Genomic DNA, 21,457 nt, shown 5'->3' on the forward strand with positions numbered 1-21,457 from the left:
TGATTATCCATCTTAACCCCGCTTAAAATGTTTCCCAATTCTCATTACTGACCAGCGCCGGGCGCGTGGCGGCTAACGCTGCGGGTTTGCTGCTGACGCTGCTGTTTTTCACCGCAGCAACCGCGCCACCACTCAGTTTAAATGCCGACACCGCCTGAGTCAGGCGCGCCGCCTGATCTTCCAGCGACGCAGCGGCAGATGAGGCTTCCTCCACCAGTGAGGCGTTCTGCTGGGTGACGTTGTCCATCTCGGTTACTGCATGACTAACCTGCTGGATCCCTTTGCTTTGCTCGTCGGATGCGGCGGCAATCTCGGCCATGATATCGGTCACGCGGCGTACCGCATCAACGATTTCACCCATGGTATTGCCCGCGTGCCCCACCTGCGAAGACCCCTTACCAATCAGCTCCACCGATTCGGCGATCAGCCCCTCAATCTCTTTCGCGGCTCCGGCGCTGCGCTGCGCCAGGTTGCGCACCTCGCTGGCGACCACGGCAAAGCCGCGCCCCTGTTCACCGGCCCGCGCGGCTTCCACCGCGGCATTCAGCGCCAGGATATTGGTCTGGAAGGCAATGCTGTTGATCACCGTGGTGATCTCGGCAATTTTCTTCGAGCTGCTGGAGATGTTGTTCATGGTATTGACTACGCCGGTCACAATGTCTCCGCCCTGGCGCGCTTTACCCGACGCATCGGCAGCCAGCTGGCTGGCGTGATGGGCATTTTCAGCGTTCTGTTTCACGGTGGCGGTCAGCTGTTCCATGCTGGCAGCGGTCTGCTCCAGCGCGGAAGCCTGCTGTTCGGTGCGTGAGGAGAGGTCGGTATTGCCTGCGGAGATCTCGCTCGATCCCTGATAGATCGCCACTGCCCCTTCGCGCACGGTCCCTACCGTTTTCACCAGCGCCTGCTGCATCAGCTGCAGGTTATTCCCCAGGCTGCCGATCTCACTGCGTCCCCAGACCTGCGGCGGCGCGGTCAAATCGCCGTGGGAGATCTGCTCAATTCTTTCCACCGCCTGGCGCAGCGGCGTAATCACCACCCGGCGCAGGAAGATGAAGGTTGCCAGCGTCAGCAGCAGTGCGAGGCCGAATGCCGCCGCCATCATAATAAAGCCAAGGCGGGTTTGCGCAGCGGCCTGCTCATTAAGCCCGTCGGAACGCTCAGTGCGCAGCTTGATCGCTTTAAAAAGCACTTCGTTATAAGCGTCATCCAGTTTGCGGGTGTAATCCGTTTCCTGGGCGATAACGCCTTCAAAGCTGCCATCACCCGCGCTTTTCAGCATCGGCTCAAGTCCCTGCTTAATATAAGCGTCGAAGCGTTTTTTCAGCTCCACGTCCAGCGCTATCCCTGCCGGGGTTTTTACCGGGCGGTTGAGGTAAATATTGAAATTGTCGCGTGCCGATTTGATGCGCTTTTCTGAATTGGCGAGATTGGCTTTGAATTCATCCATCTCACCGATACGTGCAGCGGCACCGGCATGGATCACCGTCAAACGCGCAGCGCGCAAATTATTAGAACTGTTTGAGATCGCCATGCGGATAGCAATTTCTTGCGTAATATCATTGAGCGACTTATTACTCTGGACTAAAAAATAACTGGCGAGGCCGATACACAGGGCAAACAACAGCAGAATTCCGCCAAGAATGGCGGCGAACAGGGGAACCAGGCGCAAATGTTGCCAAAAGCTGATGGTCGGCTGCTCGTGAGATTGTAATTGTGATTTCATATCCTTGCTCTCTGTCAGTAGGGACGAAGGAACGCTCCGGTCGTCTACAAACCATCGGCAAAGAAGTGAAAAGGATTAGGTCTTGAAGTGGGAGCAGGCTCACAGATTGAGCATTCTGCAAACGGAGAACGGGCAGGTCAGCGAAGGCGGACCTGCCCGGTGCGTTATCTTACGTTGACGTAAATACCGCTGGTGACATTATCAGTTAAACGAACCACATGATAAATAACCTGCTTATTATGCGTTTTAATTTTACGTTTTATATTGCCTTTATGCGATGAAACCGTTTTGGCTTTAATCTGCATTTTATCTGAGATTTGTATTGTATCGTGACCTGACATCCACATCTTAAGCATATTAGACTCAGTCTGGCTGAGCGTTAATGGATGGACGTCGAAGCCTGAGTGGTAGCGGGGTGACAGACTGACTTTCTTTTGAAAGTAGCTGCTAAGCAGCGTATCAAGAGTCGCCGGCTTTATCGATTTTGATGTAATAATCAAGTTCTTACGAACGTAGAGGTATTCCTCAAAATGGATATTGGAGATAGCCATGAAGATGAAGAACAGGGTATCAGGGTGCTGCATGATAATATCTCTGATACGCTGACTTGCATCGGACTCATGAATGAAACAGTCTTCATTAATAAAGACCACGCCAGGTTGAAGCTGCTGGCATTTAATTTGCAATTGGTCCATGTCGTTAACGGAGGTTATATTTTTCTTTTTAACCCCTTTAACCGCCATATAATCGCTTAAGCCTAGTCGTGTGTAGTTACATGAATCCATAATAATCGTTGGCATAATAGCTACCCTCACCAAATTTGTTTTCCGTTTAAATCAACGATGAATTACGCGCTTGCGGTACGAGAGCAAAGAGTTCTTAATCACGATCTTGTTATTTTTACCCAGCCTGAATAAAGCTTTGCCATCTACGGCGAGAGTACTCATGCGTCCTTGCTGACTGCTAATTTGGCTTTTGACAGAGCGATGCTCTGACAAGTCACCCACTTCAGAGGGTTAGCAGCGAGACTGCTTAGACATCTGAGTTAGTACAGCACCTGACACAGTTTTCCGCTGACGTCGACACTATCGCGCAGAATCAGGAAAACTCTGATAGGACGAATCCTAAAAACATTCATTCCCCGAAAGTGTAGGCATGCGGGAAGCATTGACAATGCCGTAAAATGAATTTTAAAACAAGAAAAACCGAGAAAAATAAAATCTTCATTAAAAACAGACATTTGCCCATTTTTTAACCGTTAACTGTTTCGCAACAAATCACCGGTTTGAGGATTTAAAATACGCTAACTGGGTTTTAATAAGAATTATTTTCACCGCGCTAGTGCATTTATCAGAATTTCCTTAAGGAAATTCTGCAAATAATGGTGTGAAAAATGCACTGATATATTTCGATGGCTTAACAATGCTTTTGTGTCAGAGGGAGAATACTAAAGTTTACTTGCCGGGTAGTTCACTGAGTAATGTCGACAGTAAGTCGAACACTTCACTGAATAAATGCTCGCAGAAGGGCGCCAGCAGGGGCATCATCAGGCTCATGAACACCATACCTATCGATAAGGTGACCGGGAAGCCGATAGCGAAAACCGACAGCTGTGGTGAAACGCGGTTTAACAAACCCAGGGCCAGGTTCAAGGTGAGTAACAGGGTGATTAACGGTAGCGCTAATCTCATGCCGTTAAGGAAAATTAAATTGGCGGCTTTGGTCAGCGCCAGGAACGCATTGCTGTTCAGCGGCTCGCCACCAATAGGCAAAGTATGAAAACTGTCCGCAACCATCGAAATCAGCCACAGGTGACCGTTGAAGGAGAGAAACAGCAACATCGCCAGCATATCGAGAAAGCGCGCCAGAACCGGCATGTTCAGTCGGCTGGCCGGATCAAAGAAGGTGGCAAAGGATAAGCCCATCTGCAAACCAATCACTTCCCCCGCGGTACGCACTGCCGCAAAGGCAAACTGCATGGTAAAACCAATCGCGACGCCAATCAGTATCTGCTGAATCAGCAACCAGAAGCCGCCAACCGAAAACAGCGTAACGTTGGTTGGGGGGAACGACGGGATCAATACCCAGGTAATCATCAGGCCCAGACCAATTTTCACCTTGCGGCTAATCGATTTTTCGCTCAGCAGCGGCGCCGTCATGATCAAAGCCAGCACGCGAGCAAGCGGCCAGAATAGCTGACTTATCCAGAATAAAAGTTGACTGCTGTCAAAAAGAATCATTATCCGATCAGATAAGGCAGGTTGGAGAACAGGGTACGCATATAGTCGAGGATCAGATTGAGCATCCACGGACCGGCCACCACGATGGTTGCCACCACGGAAAGGATCTTCGGAATAAAGGAGAGCGTTTGTTCGTTAATCTGGGTAGCCGCCTGCAGCAGGCTGATTAACAGGCCGCTTACCAGCGCTGCCAGCAGCAGCGGGGCGGCCAGCGCCAGCGCAATCTGCATCGCGTCGTGGCCCAAAACCATTACCGATTCAGGAGTCATTTTTGTGGCCTCGCTTAAGAGTAGAAACTTTGGGCCAGTGAGCCGATGAGCAGCTGCCAGCCATCCACCAGCACAAACAGCATCAGCTTAAAGGGCAGGGAGATGGTGGCGGGGGGCACCATCATCATCCCCAGCGCCATCAGCACGCTGGCGACCACCAGGTCGATAATCAGGAATGGAATAAATACCGTGAAGCCGATCTGGAAAGCCGTTTTCAGTTCACTGGTGACGTAAGCCGGCAGCAGAATACGCATCGGCACCGCTTCCGGCCCGGCAATCGGTGGCGTGTTAGCCAGGCGGGCAAACAGCGCAAGGTCCGCTTCACGCGTCTGGCGCAGCATAAACTCACGCAGCGGCTGCGCACCTTTATCAATGGCTTCCTGCATGCTGATCTTGTCTTCGCTGAACGGCAGATAGGCATCAGTATAAATTTTGTCGAACACCGGGCCCATAATAAAGAAGGTCAGGAACAGCGACAGGCCAAGCAGCACCTGGTTGGGTGGCGCAGAGGGGGTACCCAGCGCGTTACGCAGCAGGCCGAAAACAATGATGATGCGCGTGAAGCTGGTCATCATCAGCAATATTGCCGGCAGGAAGGTCAGCGAGGTAATAAATACCAGCGTCTGCACCGGCAGCGACCAGCTCTGGCCGCCGTTAGCCATCGGCTTACTGATAAGCCCAGGCAGCTGCGCGTAGACGTTCGGAGTCAGCATCAGCAAAACCAGTGCTAACAGTGGAAGGAGACGTTTCATTTTATCTTCCCGGAACCTTTCATTAACGACTGCAGAACCTGACGGAAATCTGCCGTCACAGCCGGTGCTTCCGGGAGTTGCTGCTGCGGTTTCGCCGGCAGGGTATGCAGATGGGTGATCTGCTGAGCGGTGACGCCCAGAACCAGACGCACATCATCCACATCAACCACGACCACGCGTTCACGCTGTCCCAGCTGGCAGCTGGCGCTGATATTCAGTTTCTCACTGCCGCTGCGCTTAGTGGCAAAGCCGAAGCGCTTTGCCACCCAGGCGCAGGCGAGGATCAGAATAATAATCGCCGCCAGTACCCCGCTCACCTGAGTCAGCATTGAACCGGTAGAAATGGCCGGCTGCCCGATGGCTGGCTGCTGCTGGGTGGTATTCATTTAGCGGCTCAGACGACGCATACGTTCGGTCGGGGTGATAATGTCGGTAATGCGCACGCCATATTTATCGGCGACCACCACCACTTCACCCTGGGCAATCAGATAGCCGTTGATCAGGATATCCAGCGGCTCCCCGGCTAAGCCGTCCAGCGCCACTACCGAACCCTGCGACAGGCGCAGCAGCTCTTTAATGGTCATTTTGGTACGGCCAAGCTCCACGGTGAGCTTCACCGGGATATCCATAATCATGTCGATATCCTGCGAACCAGCAGCAATATCGCCATTTTCCAGCGATTTAAACACGCCGCCGGTTGAAGAGGATTTTACCTGTTCGTTCATTGCGTCAGCCCACAGGTCGTCCGCAGAGATGTCGTCGTCGGACGGCTTATTGGTATCACTCATCGGGCTGTTCCTCATTCAGCGAATTCAAAATCGGGTTGATCAGGTGTTCCACGCGCAGTGCATACTGTTTATTCAGTGTTCCGTACTGGCTGGTCAACACCGGCACGCCATCGACATGGGCGATAATGCGGTCCGGTTTTTCAATCGGTAAGACGTCGCCGGGCTTTAACTCCAGCAGACGGGAAATTCTCATTGAGACATCGGCAAAATTCGCCACCAGCTCCAGCTCCGAGTGCTGAACCTGTTTCACCAGCGTGTCACGCCAGTTCTCATCTTCGGTACGCGAGTTCTCCAGCGGTGGGTTCACCAGCGTTTCACGCAGCGGCTCGATCATGCTGAATGGGATACAGATGTTGAACTCACCGGTCAGGTTACCAATCTCCACCTGGAATGGCGTGGTGACCACGATGTCATTCGGTGAGGTAGTAATGTTGGTGAACTTCACCTGCATTTCCGAACGCACGTACTCTACGTCCAGCGGATAGATCGGCTTCCACGCTTCGCTGTAGGCTTCCAGCGCCAGCTTTAACATACGGCGGATCACGCGCTGTTCGGTGTGGGTAAACTCGCGTCCTTCGACCTTGGTCGGAAAACGGCCGTCACCACCAAACAGGTTATCAACGGCGATAAACACCAGACTCGGCGAAAATACCACCAGCGCCGTGCCACGCAGCGGCTTGAGGTGGATAAGGTTAAGGTTGGTAGGTACCGGCAGATTGCGGGCAAACTCATGGTATGGCTGGATCTTTATCGCGCCGACGGAAATATCCGGGCTGCGACGCAGCAGGTTAAACAGCGCCATACGGTAAGAACGCGCAAAACGTTCGTTGATGATCTCCAGTGCCTGCAGACGCTCGCGTACCACGCGGCGCTGAGTATTGGGATCGTAAGGGCGAATATCGCTTTCGCCCCCGGTACTGACCTTATCTTCTGCCGCACTATCGCTGTCGCCATTGAGTAGTGCGTCAATTTCTGCCTGAGAAAGAATGTTATCGCCCATGTATATCCATCACCGCAGAATGAAGGCCGTAAACAGTACATCTGTCACGACCTGCTGTGGTTGTCCCTGCACCAGCGGAGGTGCCAGTACCTGTTTAATCTGTGTCACTAACTGCTGCTTGCCCTGCTCATTGGCGAGGCCCGTAGCATTCTGACGCGACAGCAGCAGCAGTAAACGGCTGCGTACTTCCGGCAGATAATCGTTCATGCGACGACGGGTCTCTTCATCCGGCAAGCGCAGGGTGAAGCCGACATAAAGCACGCGATCCGGGTCGTTGTCTGGGTTGATCAAGTTGACCGTAAACGTATCCAGAGCAAAAAAGACCGGGGCAGGTGGCGGCTCAGGCTTTGCAGCCGCAGCGGCATCTTTCGGCGCCTTCATCATGTGCCAGACTGTATATCCCGCCACGCTGCAAGCGACCAGAGTCACGATCAGTAACACGGGTATCAGGAGCTTACGTTTGCCGCTTTTGGCTTTAGCGTTATCAGTCATATTAGCTGTAACTTCCTGTGATTATTTTCGAGGGGCGGTGCCACGTCATATTTCTCACTGTCCCACGGCTTTATGAGCGAATTATCCCGCGTCTTGCACCAAACAATAGGCAGAAAAGACGCGAGTTTTGCCATCAGCTTGCGCGTTTGTTGCCGTCAGGCGAAAATATCAACAGCATTGGAGCCAGCTGCACGCGCCTGCAGGGCGGCAGGTACGGCAATTTGCGTCACATCACTGTCATTTTCATTAGCAAGACTAAACGGGTTTCCGTTGTTATTACGCTGCTGTTCCTGCTGGCCATTAAAGGACTGACCCTGCTGGAATGCATCGCTACTGACATTACTTTGACCCAGGCTGATGCCGCTTTCAGCCAGTGAGGTACGCAGTTGAGGGATAGCGGCCTCAAGCGCGGCCCTGACCTGGCTATGGTTCGACACCATACTCAGCTGGGCCTGGTCATTATCCAGCTTCAAAGAGATCTGGATGCTGCCCAGGTCCTGCGGATGCAGATGCAACTCGGCGGTCTGCTGCCCGTTGCGGCTGAACATCAGGATCTGTTGTCCCAGTGCCTGCTGCCATTCCGGGCTGCCAAGCTGAGAATTCAGCAGTGGCGTTGCCGGCGCGCTGACCGTCGAGGTTGAAGTCGGGGTCTGCGCGGAAGAAGCGGCGCTGATCACATTATTGGTTATCGTCGCGTTGAGGGCAGAACTTGAATTTTCTTTGTCGTTATCTTTGCTGACGTGGTTCATAACCTGCTGAAAAGCTGAGTCAAGCGTCTGCGCACCCGGGTTAGTGCTGGATTTTGCCGCAGCAGTCGCGCTGTCGGAGTTGCCCGGCAGCAGTACGCCAGCGCTGCCGGTTTTCGTGGTGGCCGTGCCCGCGGCGTCAGCGTCGTCGCTGCTCACTTTACCCAACGCCGCGCTTAACGCGTTCAGCGTCGAGCCTTTGTTACTCTTGCTCAGATCGCTGCTCAGCAGGTCGCTGTTTTTGCTGCTGCTGTTACCGCTGGCAACGGGCACTGCGGCAGCGTTGGGCAGCATGGCGTACAGCGCCTGTAACGCCTGCAAATCGCTGCTGCTCAGCTCCACCGGCGCGGCTTTCTCCTCGCTGTCCGGGCTTTTTTCCGTGCTGGCTTTTTGCGGTTGCAGCAGCGCGGTCAGCGTCTCGGGCTTATCCAGCGCGGCCAGCAGATCGCTGATGCTGGTTTTTGCCGGTGCTTTCCCATCGGCGGTAACATTTTGCGCCGTGTCATCCTGAGGGGCGGCGCTGGCACCCTGCTGCGCCAGCGATAGCAGTCGGTTCCCCAGCAGAGTGAGAAACCCCTGCGGCAAATTTTCACCGCTGGCGGCGCTGTCGCCGCCGGGAGTCGCGTCCAGCGTGCTGTCAGGGGTGGTGGCAGCCGCACCGGTTTTGCTACTGGCGCTGGTGGTCGCCACTGCGGTTGGTAAGGTAATCATTCGCCTTTCCTCAATGATGCCCGTTGGGCAAATTCGTCCATCCGTTTCTGATCGAGACGGTTTTCCTGTAAGAGTGCGGTTGCCAGCGCCCGCGCCTGAAGCGTTTCATAGGCGTGCAGCCGCTGCTGTTTGTCGCGCCAGAAGCGCAGGGCATTTTCCACCCGGGTGTTCCAGTGCATCAGCTGGGCGCGATGCTGTTCAATCGCCTTTTCCAGCGTCTGAATAAACTGGTGGTAGTTGTACCAGCGCGTGCTGGCAATCCCTTCGCTCATGGTGGTGTTGAGATTCCTGCGGTATTCGTCCTGGTAGTTGAGCAGCATTGTCAGCTGATCATCTGCCTGCTTTTGCGCCCGGCGTACGTCGCCTAACTGGATGGCGGCTTTTTCCACATCTTTATGTGCCAGATCGCGCAGGGTCTCGATCGGGGAAGCTGTCTTAGCCATAAGTTCTCCGCTGTTCAGACTTAACCAAAGATCGCCTGCAGATGCAGGCTGGCATCATCAAACGTACTGCGCTCAAACATCCCCTGCTGCAGGAAGGCCTCCAGCTCTGGGTAGAGTTTGATCGCTTTATCCAGCGTCGGGTCGGTCCCGGCGGCATACGCCCCCACGCTGACCAGATCGCGGTTGCGCTGGTAGCTGGAAAGCAGCTGTTTAAACTGGCGCACGCGGGCGTAGTGCGTCTCATCGATCAGGTGTGCCATGACGCGGCTGATCGAGGCTTCAATATCAATAGCCGGGTAGTGGCCGGATTCTGCCAGGCGGCGCGACAGCACAATGTGGCCATCGAGAATGGCGCGCGCGGAGTCGGCGATCGGGTCCTGCTGATCGTCCCCTTCGGTCAGAACGGTATAGAAGGCGGTAATCGAACCACCGCCGTCGATGCCGTTACCGGCGCGCTCGACCAGCGCGGGCAGCTTGGCAAACACGGAAGGCGGATAGCCTTTGGTGGCCGGCGGCTCCCCGATCGCCAGCGCTATTTCACGCTGGGCCATGGCGTAACGCGTCAGGGAATCCATGATCAGCAGCACGTGCTGGCCACGGTCGCGGAAGTCTTCGGCAATGCGCGTGGCGTAAGAAGCACCCTGCATACGTAATAAAGGAGAGACATCCGCCGGGGCGGCAATCACCACCGCCCGCGCACGGCCTTCGGTGCCGAGAATGTTTTCGATAAAGTCTTTGACTTCGCGGCCACGTTCGCCAATCAGCCCGACCACGATGACGTCCGCCTTGGTGTAGCGCGCCATCATGCCGAGCAGCACGCTTTTACCAACGCCGGAACCCGCGAACAGCCCCATACGCTGGCCGCGACCGACGGTAAGCAGAGCGTTAATCGCCCGCACGCCGGTATCCAGCACGTCGGTGATCGGCGTGCGCTGTAAAGGGTTAAACGGCGGCGTGATCAGCGGGGCGCGATAGCCGGTTTCCGGTGCAGGCAGGCCGTCCAGCGGGCGACCGCTGCCGTCGAGCACGCGCCCCAGCAGTTCTGGCCCGAGCATCAGCTGTTTGCCGCTGTGCTGGTTATCACCTGCCACGCGGGCATAAACGCGCGCGCCGGGAATGATGCCTTCTACTTCTTCCAGCGGCATCAGCAGCAGTTTCTGGCCGTTAAAGCCGACCACTTCACTCTCGACTTCGCCAATGCCCTGGCTGTCATGACGTTCAATCACGCAGGTCGCACCCAGCGGCAGCTGCAGGCCGGTCGCTTCCAGCACCAGCCCGGTGGCACGCACCAGCCGGCCATAGCGACGTACCTCGGGCACCTGGGCCAGACGCTGTTCAAAGTTGTCGAGTGCGCCAAGCCAGCGCGACAGGCGAGTGGTCATTACAGTTCTCCCGGTGCGGCCAGACGGCAGAGTTCATGCCAGCGGGTGGCGATGCTGGCATCCAGGTCGCCATCCTCGGCGCTGACTTTGCAGCCGCCCGGGTGAATGGTGCTGTCGCCGAGCAGACGCCAGCCGTGCAGGCTCAGCGTAGCGCCGAGCGTGGTTTCCACCCGCGGCAGATCGTCCGGGTGGACGCGCAGCGTGGGTTTGCCGCTGAACATCGGCTCTTGCTGCAGCATCCCCTGGATCTGGCGCAGCAGGGCGGTGCCGTCAACGTGCGGTGCCTGGCCAATCACCTGGCGTGCGGCTTCCAGCGCCAGCTGCATCAGGCGCGAGGCGATGACGCTGTCGAGCGCTTCCAGCGTGTGGTGGAATTCGGAAACCAGCTGCTGCATGCGCGCCTGTAACGGTGCCTGCTGCTGCTGAGCTTCCGCCAGCCCCTGCTGAAAACCGGCGTCATAACCGCTTTTCTGGCCTTCGGCAAAGCCGCGCTGCTGACCTTCGGTATAGCCCAGACCCTGTGCTTCATTGCGCACCTGAGCCTGAAGCTGCTCCAGCTGGAACTGCCGATCGTCGGCAGGCTCTTCCGTCACTTCCGGGATCGTCAGCTCTTCAATCAGCGGCCGATCGCGCTGTGCCAGATCGTTAGGCTGCCAGCGCTGCCACGGCAGGGAGGAATGATCAGACATAGGTTTCCTCGCCACCGCCAATCACCATCTCGCCGCTTTCGGCCAGACGACGAACGATCAACAGAATCGCTTTCTGTTCGGTCTCAACTGCAGACATACGCATCGGACCACGGTTGGCGAGATCGTCGCGCAGAATATCGGCCGCACGCTGCGACATGTTTTTCAGGAACTTCTCGCGCAGCGGCTGTTCGGAACCCTTCAGCGCCACCAGCAGCGACTCGGACTCCACTTCCTGCAACAGGCGCTGGATACTGCGGTCGTCCACTTCGACGAGGTTTTCGAACAGGAACATCTCGTCGATGATTTTCTGTGCCAGTTCGCCGTCGAACTCGCGCACCGCTTCGATAACCGCTTCTTCCTGCTGAGTTTTCATCAGGTTGATAATCTCGGCCGCAGTACGCACACCGCCCATCTTCGCCCGCTTGAGGTTCTGACCATCCAGCAGGCCATTGAGCACTTCGGTCAACTCCGCCAGCGCTGCCGGCTGCACGCCGCCAAAGGTGGCGATACGCAGCATGACATCGTGACGCAGACGCTCGTCGAACTGAGCAAGGATATCGGCCGCCTGGCCGCGCTTCAAGTGCACCAGGATGGTGGCGATGATCTGCGGATGTTCGTCGCGGATCAGGTCGGCAGCCGCCTGCGGTTCCATAAAGTTCAGCGTATCCATGCCGCTGGTGGTCTCGCGGGTTTCGAGAATATCTTCCAGCAGGGTAGAGGCACGCTCTTCGCCCAGCGCTTTAATCAGCACGGAGCGCAGATAGTCGTTGGAGTTGAGGCTCAGCGCCGCATACTGTTCGGCATCGATCTCAAACTCGCGCAGCACGTCGGTCAGCTGCTTGTGCGACACCTGGCGCATATTCGAGATCGCCGAGCTCAGATGCTGCACTTCGCGGGTGTCGAGGTGCTTAAACACTTCGGCAGCGCGATCTTCGCCAATGGTCATCATCAGGATGGCGCTTTTTTCAGTACCGGTGAGACTCATAGTTCGTCCTTCATCCACTGGCGAATAACCAGAGCCACCACGCGTGGGTCATTTTCTGACATTTCGCGAATTCGCTGGCTCATGACCTCAGCACTCATGCGGTGCTGAGATTTACGTTCCTGATCAAGCTCATCTTTCGACAGCTTGACGGAGACCCCTTGATCATCATCCTGGGCACGGGTCTGGGCGGCAGCCACGGCGGCTTCGGCAGCGGCTTTCTCCTGCTCGGCCTTGCGGCGTAGCTGCGGGCGCACCAGCTTGCGGTACAGGATGAAGGCAACAATCAGCACCAGTAACCAGCGGCCTGCTTCAAACATCTGGTCAATAAAGCCTGGCTGTTTCCAGAATGGCAGCTCGGCACCAACATCATCGTTCTCGGTAAACGGTGAGTTGACGACGTTCAGGCTGTCACCACGCTGTTCCGAATAGCCCATCGCCTCTCGGGTCAGGTTTTCAATCTGCTTCAGCTGAGCATCATTCAATGCAATCGGTTTGCCTGCGGCATCGGCGCGGTAGTTCACCACCACGGCCACCGACAGGCGCTGCACTTCACCGACATTCATCTTGGTGTGCAGGATGGTGCGGTTGACTTCGTAGTTGGTGGTGTTGTCGCTGCGGGTGTTCGACGGTACCGCTTTCTGCGCAGTCGTGGTGGCGGCATTGGTCGCCGCATTGTTGGCCGCCTGGCCGTTCGCCCCGTTGGCACCGTTAGCCCCGTTGGCATTGTTATTTGGCGTGGTGACCGGACCCGCGTTAGCCGGAGCGGGCTGGTTGGAGAGCGCGCCCGGCACGCCGCCAGGATACTGGCCACCCAGCTGCTCACTGTCGCTGGTCTGGCGAGAGCGGATAGCCTGCTGGTCAGGATTGCTGTTCGGTTTGTACTGCTCGTCGGTCTGCTCGCGACTGTTGAAGTCAATCTGCGCGGTGACCTGGGCATGGACATTGCCATTGCCGACAATTGGGCCAAGGATAGCTTCAATGCGCTGCTGATAGCGGGCTTCAACATCGCTGGCATATTTCAGCTGGGTATCGTTGAGGTCACGGCCGGTCGGGTCGTTCTGCGTCAGCAGACGGCCAGCCTGATCGACAACGGTCACGTTGCCGGGTGGCATACCGGCGACGCTGCTGGAGACCATATGCACTACGGCATTGATCTGGCCTTCATCCAGCGCGCGGCCTGGCTGCAGAGCCAGCGTCACGGAGGCGGACGGGGCTTTCTGCTCGCGCACGAACAGCGTCGGTTTCGGCATAGCCAGATGCACGCGCGCGCCTTTCACCGGGCCGAGAGTTTCAATCGTGCGTGCCAGCTCGCCTTCCAGCGCACGCTGGTAGTTAACCTGCTCGCTGAACTGGCTGATGCCGAACTTCTCTTTATCCAGCAGTTCAAAGCCCACAGCGCCGCCTTTTGGCAGACCCTGTGAAGCGAGGCGCAGGCGCAGTTCATGCACTTGGGCTGCCGGAACCAGTAACGCGCCACCCTGATCGTCGAACTTATAGGGTACGTTCATCTGGGTCAGCTGGGTGACGATGGCGCCGCCATCCTCATTGCTGAGGTTGTTATAAAGAACGCGATAATCCGGCTGCTTCGCCCACAGCACCATCGCAATAATGACGGCCACAACGGCCGCCGCAGCCACAATAAGAGGGATGCGAGGATTAGCGCGTAGGCGAGCGAACAGGTCGTTCAGACCCTTCTTCTCTGGATTATCCTGCGTGACAGTTGCATTCATGACTTCTTCCTGCCTGACAGTTGACCGGACTGTTGCGTGTAGTGTCGTAACAAAACTGACTCCCTGATGCGCTGGCTTAAAAAATTTCCACCTTAATGGAGTGCCATTATTTTCTTAAATGGGAAATTCGATGGCCGGATAAGCTGTGTTTTTTACTTCTAATTAGAGGCTTTGTCTTATTGACATCGGTGTTAAGTTACTCGGCGTCGGTAGTCACTTCAGCATCCATTTGGGAGAAAACATGGCGATTCAGGGTATTGAAAGCGTGATGCAGGCCATGCAGACAGCAGCTCTGCAGGCAGGCGGTAAAAACACAGACAGCACTTCTCAGGCAGATTTCGGCGCAGAGCTGAAGGCGGCGCTGAACAAGATCAGCGAAACGCAAACCTCGGCGCGCACCCAGGCGCAGGATTTTGAGATGGGCAAAGAAGGGGTGTCGCTGAACGACGTTATGGTTGACCTGCAAAAATCCAGCGTCTCGATGCAGATGGGTATTCAGGTGCGTAACAAGCTGGTCAGCGCTTACACTGACATTATGAATATGCAGGTTTAGATTAGTTAAGTTACTAAATAGTATGGATTATAAAGCTATCCGGTGTAAGTGTGGGGCAGTAGTGGGGCAAAGTCATTAAGTTTTGAGTTCATCAGGCTCAATTGCGCATCATCGTTTTCAGCCATCCACGCCCCATAAACCTGGTAGACCATCTGTGCATCTGCGTGGCCCATTTGCGATGTGATAAAGTTTGGGTTACTGGCTACGAAAACCGTTACAGGTGCGTAAGAACTCGACCAGATAACATTTCATTTTTGCGTGGCGCGCTCTGTCGCTGCCATTGCACCAACCATCAGGAGCTGTCGATGGCTCAAGGAGATCAGCCATCTTTTTGCTTTTGCTGTGGTGACGTTTAGTGGGTCGTTAGTGAACTGAGTGTTTATCAGCTTATCCATGCCGGGTATGGCAAGTACTTTGTATCACGTTCCATCAGGAAGGGTGATGCCACAGGCGAGGTCGGCTGCGCGTCTCGTATCTGTTAAATCGAGTGACATTGCGAGTTTCCTTCTCCACCATGCGCACGTAATAAGCCAGCCAGTCTCTTGGCCGGAACTGACTAGGCGGCAGGGCAGTTATTTGTTCAGTTAATTTGTCTAACAGAAGGGTGGTGATGCGGTCTTTCTCGGCTGTTGTCCTGCCTTAGGTATTGCTTCAAGCGCTGCCCGGTAGCGTTGCGCCATCGACCTCAGCCCATTTTTCTTTGCTGGCGACATTCTGTCTCCTCATGCAATCCATCCCTACCTCCCTAAAGAACCTGGCTCACCGCGTCGGTGAGCAGAACGTAATTGCACGACTGAGGTAAAGCGCCGGGCCGCCGCAGAAATGAAACAGCAGGGGTGCAGGATGAAAATCAAAGACGCACTCCGTGGCAATACGTGCAGCGTTGTTGTTATGCCTGACGACGTTACTGGCAAGCTGCGCGTACAGGCAGATTCAGTACGCAACGGTAAAGACTCCGTACCTGCCGATTCCCGCCAGCCTGCTAAGTGAATGCGCGGTTCCTAATGTCCCCAAGGGAATGCCATACGGCGACAGCGTGCTTCTCAATTTTAAGTTGCTCGACTCTCTAGACGAGTGCAACGGCAAGCTGAGAGCAATCAGCAAGATTAATGAAAAAAGAGCCTGTCGACGTTCTGGCTTTTTTTGGGATTCCACACCCAGAGAGCAGTGTTTGAAATGAGTTAACGGCAATCCTGATTAGTCCCTACTGGCCCCTTGCCCGGCGGGCAGTGGTCGGAACTGATTACAGGAAGGACAGGCACCCATGACCATTTAGTATTACAGCCAGTAAGTAGCAGGGCGCAGGCAAAAACTAAAGTCTTCATATTGATCCTAAGTGTCACTCGAAAAGCAGACGATAGCAAAAGTAATCGAAACATAACACTAACCAAGCCTCGAGAAAGTCCGGGATTTTTATGCCCGTAGTGAACCTCCGCGCACCGTAATGCCTTCAAACAAAACCGAATTCGATCCCTTTGAAATCAAAGCTCATCTTTTGGTGGGCTTGATAATGTCTAGGATTTAAGTAAATTAGTCGTAGTCGAAACGCATAGCGTCTCTCAGCGGTTGCCTCCTGAGACTGATGATGACAGGCATGTTAGGAATGCACGGCGGCTTAACCTCGTTTATCTTTTCTTTCATCGTTGCAGAATTCATTAGTTTATTCGCAGATTCAATCTGCAGGGAGGGTACATCTATGGGCAATAAATCTTGTGAGAAAACGACTCTGGTGTATAGCGTTAAAGAAACTGCTTCGTCAGTACTGGAGGCTAGCCGCATTTACAGGATAACCTGCTGAAGAGTTCGTGAAACTCGAACGAAAAATGAATGAGAAAAAAACCGCTTCGGCGGTTTTTTTTATTGCCATCACCATAGCAGCCCTCGTGACGGCCACATCCTCACATACGGATAAAGAGGCTCTCAACTTTTCCCAATTATCTGGAACGCCAGTTTGCAGCAACAGAGCCTAATCAGGTCTGCTGTGGCAATGTGACTTATCTCTGGATGAAACGCTGGGCTTATTTAGCCGTTGTGCTTTATGTGGTGTTAGAGAGCCACCTTCACCATGGCTCTCCAGGTCTTATCAAAAGCAATGAAGCTTGGCGATATTTAGACGCATTTGAAAGTCAGGCGAGCCACGCCATTAACCAGCAAGTGTGTATCGATATCCGTTTTGACCTCTTTCATTGATTTGTTTTGAACCCGGCAAAAGTCAGAAGCTTTTTTATTTGCAGTGCCAACAGCACCTTGTATGCGGCCTGCAGCAGGAGCCGCTTCAACCTCCGTGAGGTAGTCTCCATTATCAAGCTTTTTGATATCTGACTGATAGGTTAACCCCAGGCCTTGAAACTGTGTTTTATCATTTTGCACAGAGCATCCGGTCAGAAAAGAACCGATTAAAATAGTGGTAGCAATGATTGAAGTTTTCATGTGACAAAATCCCTTATATGTTTTGTTGGCTGCTATATTACGATTTGGAATTAAACACTGCGTAAACTGGAAGCTTTAAGTCACTCGAAGCCTATCTATCACATTGGATTTTCAGCATTTAATTTTTAGTGGATTGAAGGGTTCTGAAATTATCAAACTGGCCTCGGCCAGGGAACACCTGCCAGATAACCTAATGATGATATGTCGATACCTGTCTAATGGACTGACCTTCCCACTGTAGTCAAATCCTGCCCTCCGTTTAAGCGAAAATGATATTCAGGTCTTATTTATAGAAATGAAACTTAACATTTTCAACGCGAAATAAGCCCCTTTTCTATTGTGACTTTACCGGTAACATTCTAGGGTTATATGGCGCGTTCACCCTGTATTTCATGAGGATTAATCGATGAGAAAGGCTAAAGTTGTACGCTTGATGGAAGTGTCATTGATTGTGGTGTTTGTGGCTCTACTGGCCTGGATGGTCGCGACCGGGGCCTGGTCAGCACTAGGATGGGACCCACACTGGCCTTACCCAACGCACTGAAAAAAATAATAAAGTAGTTGTACGCAAAATTATCAAAATTCGCCAGGGATCACCCTTTACTTCAACCCGCTTACCCTCCGGCACATAGCCGTCTCAGTAACGTTCCTTATCACATCAGGGGTTGCTTCACTGTCAGAGCTGAGGTGATGCCTCACCGTATTCCCCCCGCCTTCAGCGCCAAAGTGCCTTTTGGGTCGGATAATGTGATCTTGTGACGAGTGCGCAAAAAACTTTCCTGCACTTTTTTCCAGAACTGCCGATAAGTTGTTATAGCGAACAGTGCGTGCACTCTCTATGCACGCAGAGCACCCAATAAGCCAACAACAACGAATAATAACCTGAGGTAGAGATGGATAATTTTCAGAAAGAGATTGATGAGAGAGCGAATCTCGCATTATCGAACAAGTTCGAACTTTTGTTATTCCGTCTGGGGTCTGCTCATCAGGAAGACAAGCCTGAATTATTCGGCATTAACGTGTTTAAGCTGCGCGAAATCGTGCCGATGACCAACATCACCAAAGCGGCGGGGATGAAGTCGCCGCTGCTGGGGATGGCCAACATTCGCGGTCAGCTGATCCCGGTTATCGATTTACCTGCCGTGGCGGGCTGCACCCCGGCAACTGGCCTTAATCTGCTGCTGGTCACTGAGTATGCGCGCAGCACCCAGGCCTTCGCCGTCGAGTCGGTGGAAGATATCGTGCGCCTTGACTGGAGCCAGGTCCATGCGGCTGAGTCGGGCGTCAGCACCCGCAATATCACCAGTATTGCCTGCCTCGATAACAACAGCACCATGGCGATGGTGCTCGACGTGGAGCAGATCCTGCATGACGTGATCCCTTCGGTGCGCGAAGTTAAAGAGGGCGATATACAGATTAAATCCTTCAAGATGAAGCCGGGTGCGGTGGCTATCGTGGCGGAAGATTCGAAGGTGGCGCGTCAGATGCTGGAGCAGGGCCTGAAGGCGATGGGCATCCCGGCGCTGATGCACACTACCGGACTGGAAGCATGGAACAAGATTAAGCAGATGCACCAGGAAGCGCAGGCCGAAGGGCACTCGATTCACGATAAGATTGGACTGGTTCTCACCGATCTGGAAATGCCAGAAATGGATGGTTTTACCCTGACGCGCAATATCAAAAGCGATCTGAACCTGAAAAATATCCCGGTAGTGATCCACTCTTCGCTGTCCGGCAGCGCCAACGAAGACCATGTGCGCAAGGTCGGAGCCAATGGCTATGTGGCGAAATTCGAAATCAATCAGCTCTCGGCGGTGATCCACCAGGTGCTGGAAGACGCCGTGGAGTAAGCCTTCAGCGGCAGGACTCCGCGCCTGCCGCTCCCTCTGACGCCGCTGTCACCCTGGCGACGGCGTGCTATTCCCTGTGCGACAGCACACATCAGAATTATTCACTTATCACAAGCTGGAAAGATCCTAAAATGAAATCGTCATTAGCAGAATGAGGGGAGGCGAGCTGGGGTTGGTGAGGGTTTCGAACAAATGCCAGATGCAAAGCATGCCGTTTCGGGCTGGATTCGCTTGCTGGCCTGTGTTCATTGATAAGATATTATGGACAACGACGATAAAAAAACACCTGCTGAATTACCTGGCAGTGCAGAGTCCGGGGACGAAAAGGTGCCTGGAGCGCTGGATCACTGGGTGTTAACACCCGCACAACGGACGTTTATTGAATCTTTACTTGAAGATGACGATCGCACAGACGATTAACTGCCTGACAGGCCGCCCGGTGCGGCCTGTTTTCATTTCTCAGGCTAATTACCGCCGGCTTGCGGCTGACAGAATGAACAATACCGCGACTCCAGCTGGCGCGGCAGACCGCACTGCTGGCAGGCGCGCGCCGCAGAAAAAGCCTGACGCATCCCCCCACCGATCCCCATCCCCGCCTGCGGGTCCAGCAGCTGGCTAATTTTACGCAGCAGCAGCTTGTCGCGCCGGCGTTGCGCCACGGCCGCAGCGCGTCGTGCTTTATAACGACTGCGGCAGGTTCCTGACGGCGCTGCACTTTTCCAGATAATTGTCGCCATGTTGACCTCCGCTGAGAAGAGTAAGAGCCATTGATAACTGAGCTCACCTGAAATCCTTAGCTTAAGGCTTCTGATGAATCCCGCCTCTAAAAACGATAGCCATAGTTATTATCAATATCAAATGTTATTGATTAAATAACTTAAGTTATCGAGTTATTTTGTTGAAATAGTTGATTTTTAATATTTTTATTGTCATTTTTTGAAAATTAAAACCCAAAGATTCCAAAAGCTTTACTAATCTATTCAGTTATATCGATTGTACAACACTGTCAGGGTCATGATGAGAGGGCGCTGATGGGTCACCGCGAGGAAAAACTGATGGTTTCTGTATTATTCAGGGTGTCTGGCGGTCACTACGAAGAGACACTCCTGCCGGAGCAGGAGGTCAGCGACTACCGACGTAAGTCGCGGATAAGAAAGATAGCGACGCCGATTAACTGCACATCTTCCGACAGTTCAACGGCGGGTAAACGCGGGTCATCGACGGTTAAAAAACCGTTGGAGGGGCCTTCGAGAAAACGGTAAACCGAGATGCGTGAGTTCATCCTGGCCATAACGAGATCTCCAGATTCTGCTGGTACCTCGGTATCGATAATCACGATGCTACCTGCGCTGGCCTCCGCACAGCCGCTGTTGCGGTCGAGGATGTAAGCACGCCAGCTCTTGCGCGCCTTGACGCCGGTAGGCGTACTGACCTGCTCGCTGGTTTTACCGTTGCTGTCCCACAGGGCAACGGTAGTGCCAGCTTTAACTTTATCAATTGGGCTGCCGGCGTGACCGCCGCGCATCTCGCCAGCACCACTTGCCAGCCACTCAACGCTGATATCAAGCGCTCTGGCGATGTCCACCAGCTTGCGCGAGCCTTCTGCTTCTCCCTTTGTCAGCCGCCAGATTGTTGGCTGTGAGACGCCCGATGCTTTTGCTAAAGCACCCTGTGTAATTCCCATCATGGTCATAGCCATGTTCAATCGCCAGGCGAGTGTATTCGGTTTCATATACCAGAATTTATAGCGATGCGTATTTTTCGTCAAACACGCTTTGCTATTAACTGTGGTAATACTATTTGCTATTAATGACGCTTTTGCTATAACCATAGTTATTGAATGCGCGTCGTTAACGGCTTTCCGGGCGCATAACCCAGCGTACCGCTGCCGTTGCCGAGTCTGGTTCGCTGTGGTGCTGAAGAGACGAGTTTATCGCCGACTTTCAGTGCCAGTATAAACCAGAGTACCTGCAGGATGGTGCCGCCACGCCGTAGCGCACTGCCGGATGCGTGCCGCTCAACGATTACCCGCTCTTTATCAATCAGGCCGTCCAGCCTAATCGCTGGCAAACTCCCTGGCAGCATCGTCTGCCACTCCTGCGTCACCGTGGCAGTCATCCTTCAGCCGCGCTGACGCCGTGTTAAATGAGTCTCTGCTGCCGGATGATGATATCTGGCGGCAGGTTGCAGCTGACAAAAGGGGCACATCATGCGCGATATGAAAAATTTACTGGAGCGTTGGGGGGGCTGGGCGGCAACGGGTGAACGCGGTCTGGGCTATTCGTCAGTGGCTGCCGGGTTCCGGGGGTTGGTGCATTCCCGCCCGGGGCAACGCCCGAGCTGTAGCGACAATGACGGTATGATCCTCGACGCCTGCATCAGCCGCCTGAAAAAGAATCATCCCGAGCAGCACGACATTCTGGTTGCTCACTATCTTTGGCAGATCTCCCTGCGCGCCATCGCCCGCCGCCGCCGCTGCGCGGACGGCACTATCCGCAAACAGATTCAGACCGCCGAAGGGTTTATTGCAGGCGTATTAAGCGCGCTGGAGTGTGAATTAGAGTGCGAAGAGACGATCTGATTTCTTATATTTATTAATCATTAATCAGCAGGGAATTAAATTAATTTCACTTTCTGGATTGCGTACGCAATTTATGATCCAGACTGTTAATGT

The 21,457-nt window shown here is 54.0% G+C and carries 26 protein-coding genes and 1 pseudogene; 7 read left to right on the forward strand and 20 right to left on the reverse strand.

All coding sequences use genetic code 11. The features are described from left to right. Positions 1 to 22 precede the first annotated feature (22 nt). The 15 genes from QLG07_RS04760 to fliF all read right to left on the reverse strand — a co-directional run bounded on the left by QLG07_RS04760 (position 23) and on the right by fliF (position 13,950). Positions 23 to 1,723, reverse strand: a complete 1,701-nt coding sequence (locus QLG07_RS04760) for a methyl-accepting chemotaxis protein (RefSeq protein WP_282468614.1) — start codon at positions 1,721 to 1,723, stop codon at positions 23 to 25. 164 nt (positions 1,724 to 1,887) lie between these two features. Further along, the gene (gene rcsA, locus QLG07_RS04765; RefSeq protein WP_282468615.1) at positions 1,888 to 2,523 is read right to left on the reverse strand and encodes a transcriptional regulator RcsA; all 636 of its coding nucleotides are present in this window, start codon (positions 2,521 to 2,523) and stop codon (positions 1,888 to 1,890) included. 654 nt (positions 2,524 to 3,177) lie between these two features. Then, a complete protein-coding gene (gene fliR / locus QLG07_RS04770; protein ID WP_282468616.1) occupies positions 3,178 to 3,963 on the reverse strand; it encodes a flagellar biosynthetic protein FliR in 786 nt (261 codons plus the stop codon). Continuing rightward, positions 3,963 to 4,232 carry a flagellar biosynthesis protein FliQ gene (fliQ, locus tag QLG07_RS04775; RefSeq protein ID WP_048916363.1) on the reverse strand — a complete coding sequence of 90 codons (270 nt, stop codon included), beginning with the start codon at positions 4,230 to 4,232 and terminating at the stop codon, positions 3,963 to 3,965. Before fliQ ends, fliR begins: the two co-directional genes overlap by 1 nt. A 14-nt stretch (positions 4,233 to 4,246) precedes the next feature. Beyond that, entirely contained in the window at positions 4,247 to 4,984 is a 738-nt protein-coding gene (gene fliP / locus QLG07_RS04780) for a flagellar type III secretion system pore protein FliP (RefSeq protein WP_048916362.1), read from the reverse strand. Continuing rightward, positions 4,981 to 5,370, reverse strand: a complete 390-nt coding sequence (fliO, locus tag QLG07_RS04785; RefSeq protein WP_282468617.1) for a flagellar biosynthetic protein FliO — start codon at positions 5,368 to 5,370, stop codon at positions 4,981 to 4,983. The genes fliP and fliO overlap by 4 nt, the downstream gene beginning before the upstream one ends. Further along, positions 5,371 to 5,772, reverse strand: coding sequence for a flagellar motor switch protein FliN (gene fliN, locus QLG07_RS04790; RefSeq protein ID WP_048916360.1), 402 nt, complete (start codon positions 5,770 to 5,772; stop codon positions 5,371 to 5,373). Next, positions 5,765 to 6,772: a flagellar motor switch protein FliM gene (gene fliM, locus QLG07_RS04795; protein WP_048916359.1), complete on the reverse strand. Its 1,008-nt coding sequence runs from the start codon at positions 6,770 to 6,772 to the stop codon at positions 5,765 to 5,767. Before fliM ends, fliN begins: the two co-directional genes overlap by 8 nt. 9 nt (positions 6,773 to 6,781) lie before the next feature. Further along, complete coding sequence (gene fliL / locus QLG07_RS04800) at positions 6,782 to 7,264, reverse strand: flagellar basal body-associated protein FliL (RefSeq protein ID WP_048916358.1); 483 nt, start codon at positions 7,262 to 7,264, stop codon at positions 6,782 to 6,784. A gap of 155 nt (positions 7,265 to 7,419) precedes the next feature. After that, positions 7,420 to 8,721 (reverse strand): flagellar hook-length control protein FliK, encoded by a 1,302-nt coding sequence (locus QLG07_RS04805; protein ID WP_282468618.1) that lies wholly within the window; start codon positions 8,719 to 8,721, stop codon positions 7,420 to 7,422. Next, positions 8,718 to 9,164, reverse strand: coding sequence for a flagellar export protein FliJ (gene fliJ / locus QLG07_RS04810; RefSeq protein WP_282468619.1), 447 nt, complete (start codon positions 9,162 to 9,164; stop codon positions 8,718 to 8,720). The genes QLG07_RS04805 and fliJ overlap by 4 nt, the downstream gene beginning before the upstream one ends. Positions 9,165 to 9,184: 20 nt before the next feature. Continuing rightward, the gene (gene fliI, locus QLG07_RS04815; protein WP_048916355.1) at positions 9,185 to 10,546 is read right to left on the reverse strand and encodes a flagellar protein export ATPase FliI; all 1,362 of its coding nucleotides are present in this window, start codon (positions 10,544 to 10,546) and stop codon (positions 9,185 to 9,187) included. Further along, on the reverse strand, positions 10,546 to 11,235 hold the full coding sequence (gene fliH, locus QLG07_RS04820; RefSeq protein ID WP_133623380.1) for a flagellar assembly protein FliH: 690 nt from the start codon (positions 11,233 to 11,235) through the stop codon (positions 10,546 to 10,548). Before fliH ends, fliI begins: the two co-directional genes overlap by 1 nt. Continuing rightward, complete coding sequence (fliG, locus tag QLG07_RS04825) at positions 11,228 to 12,220, reverse strand: flagellar motor switch protein FliG (RefSeq protein ID WP_048916353.1); 993 nt, start codon at positions 12,218 to 12,220, stop codon at positions 11,228 to 11,230. Before fliG ends, fliH begins: the two co-directional genes overlap by 8 nt. Next, positions 12,217 to 13,950 (reverse strand): flagellar basal-body MS-ring/collar protein FliF, encoded by a 1,734-nt coding sequence (gene fliF, locus QLG07_RS04830; protein ID WP_048916352.1) that lies wholly within the window; start codon positions 13,948 to 13,950, stop codon positions 12,217 to 12,219. Before fliF ends, fliG begins: the two co-directional genes overlap by 4 nt. 241 nt (positions 13,951 to 14,191) lie before the next feature. Here fliF and fliE point away from each other — a divergent pair, with 241 nt between their 5' ends. Then, positions 14,192 to 14,503: a flagellar hook-basal body complex protein FliE gene (gene fliE, locus QLG07_RS04835; protein WP_282468620.1), complete on the forward strand. Its 312-nt coding sequence runs from the start codon at positions 14,192 to 14,194 to the stop codon at positions 14,501 to 14,503. A gap of 35 nt (positions 14,504 to 14,538) precedes the next feature. Here fliE and QLG07_RS04840 read toward each other — a convergent pair. Then, positions 14,539 to 14,703: pseudogene (locus QLG07_RS04840) on the reverse strand (site-specific integrase); the annotation flags it as partial. Between the two features lie 643 nt (positions 14,704 to 15,346). Here QLG07_RS04840 and QLG07_RS04845 point away from each other — a divergent pair. Together QLG07_RS04845 and QLG07_RS04850 are read left to right on the forward strand one after the other, a co-directional pair. Continuing rightward, positions 15,347 to 15,493: a hypothetical protein gene (locus QLG07_RS04845; protein WP_282468621.1), complete on the forward strand. Its 147-nt coding sequence runs from the start codon at positions 15,347 to 15,349 to the stop codon at positions 15,491 to 15,493. An 815-nt stretch (positions 15,494 to 16,308) separates the two neighbouring features. Then, the gene (locus tag QLG07_RS04850) at positions 16,309 to 16,473 is read left to right on the forward strand and encodes a hypothetical protein (RefSeq protein ID WP_282468622.1); all 165 of its coding nucleotides are present in this window, start codon (positions 16,309 to 16,311) and stop codon (positions 16,471 to 16,473) included. 139 nt (positions 16,474 to 16,612) lie between these two features. Here the strand turns inward: QLG07_RS04850 and QLG07_RS04855 are convergent, their stop codons facing one another. After that, positions 16,613 to 16,933, reverse strand: a complete 321-nt coding sequence (locus QLG07_RS04855; protein WP_133623383.1) for a hypothetical protein — start codon at positions 16,931 to 16,933, stop codon at positions 16,613 to 16,615. Between the two features lie 406 nt (positions 16,934 to 17,339). Between QLG07_RS04855 and QLG07_RS04860 the strand changes: the two genes are divergently transcribed. The 3 genes from QLG07_RS04860 to QLG07_RS04870 all read left to right on the forward strand — a co-directional run bounded on the left by QLG07_RS04860 (position 17,340) and on the right by QLG07_RS04870 (position 19,203). Then, positions 17,340 to 17,477: a hypothetical protein gene (locus QLG07_RS04860; RefSeq protein ID WP_180276764.1), complete on the forward strand. Its 138-nt coding sequence runs from the start codon at positions 17,340 to 17,342 to the stop codon at positions 17,475 to 17,477. 349 nt (positions 17,478 to 17,826) lie between these two features. Further along, entirely contained in the window at positions 17,827 to 18,783 is a 957-nt protein-coding gene (locus QLG07_RS04865; protein ID WP_048916349.1) for a chemotaxis protein, read from the forward strand. Between the two features lie 261 nt (positions 18,784 to 19,044). Then, complete coding sequence (locus QLG07_RS04870; protein WP_166643173.1) at positions 19,045 to 19,203, forward strand: hypothetical protein; 159 nt, start codon at positions 19,045 to 19,047, stop codon at positions 19,201 to 19,203. A 44-nt stretch (positions 19,204 to 19,247) separates the two neighbouring features. Here the strand turns inward: QLG07_RS04870 and QLG07_RS04875 are convergent, their stop codons facing one another. The 3 genes from QLG07_RS04875 to QLG07_RS04885 all read right to left on the reverse strand — a co-directional run bounded on the left by QLG07_RS04875 (position 19,248) and on the right by QLG07_RS04885 (position 20,901). Further along, positions 19,248 to 19,520 carry a hypothetical protein gene (locus tag QLG07_RS04875; protein WP_133623384.1) on the reverse strand — a complete coding sequence of 91 codons (273 nt, stop codon included), beginning with the start codon at positions 19,518 to 19,520 and terminating at the stop codon, positions 19,248 to 19,250. Between the two features lie 392 nt (positions 19,521 to 19,912). Beyond that, positions 19,913 to 20,482, reverse strand: a complete 570-nt coding sequence (locus QLG07_RS04880; protein ID WP_224750533.1) for a LexA family transcriptional regulator — start codon at positions 20,480 to 20,482, stop codon at positions 19,913 to 19,915. A 134-nt stretch (positions 20,483 to 20,616) separates the two neighbouring features. Next, complete coding sequence (locus tag QLG07_RS04885) at positions 20,617 to 20,901, reverse strand: hypothetical protein (RefSeq protein WP_187497472.1); 285 nt, start codon at positions 20,899 to 20,901, stop codon at positions 20,617 to 20,619. Positions 20,902 to 20,992: 91 nt separating this feature from the next. On the opposite strand from QLG07_RS04885, the gene QLG07_RS04890 reads away from it, so the two are divergent. Next, positions 20,993 to 21,364, forward strand: a complete 372-nt coding sequence (locus QLG07_RS04890; protein ID WP_133623387.1) for an antiterminator Q family protein — start codon at positions 20,993 to 20,995, stop codon at positions 21,362 to 21,364. Positions 21,365 to 21,457 lie beyond the last annotated feature (93 nt).

Source organism: Erwinia sp. V90_4 (assembly GCF_029967685.1).
GTDB lineage: Bacteria > Pseudomonadota > Gammaproteobacteria > Enterobacterales > Enterobacteriaceae > Erwinia > Erwinia aphidicola.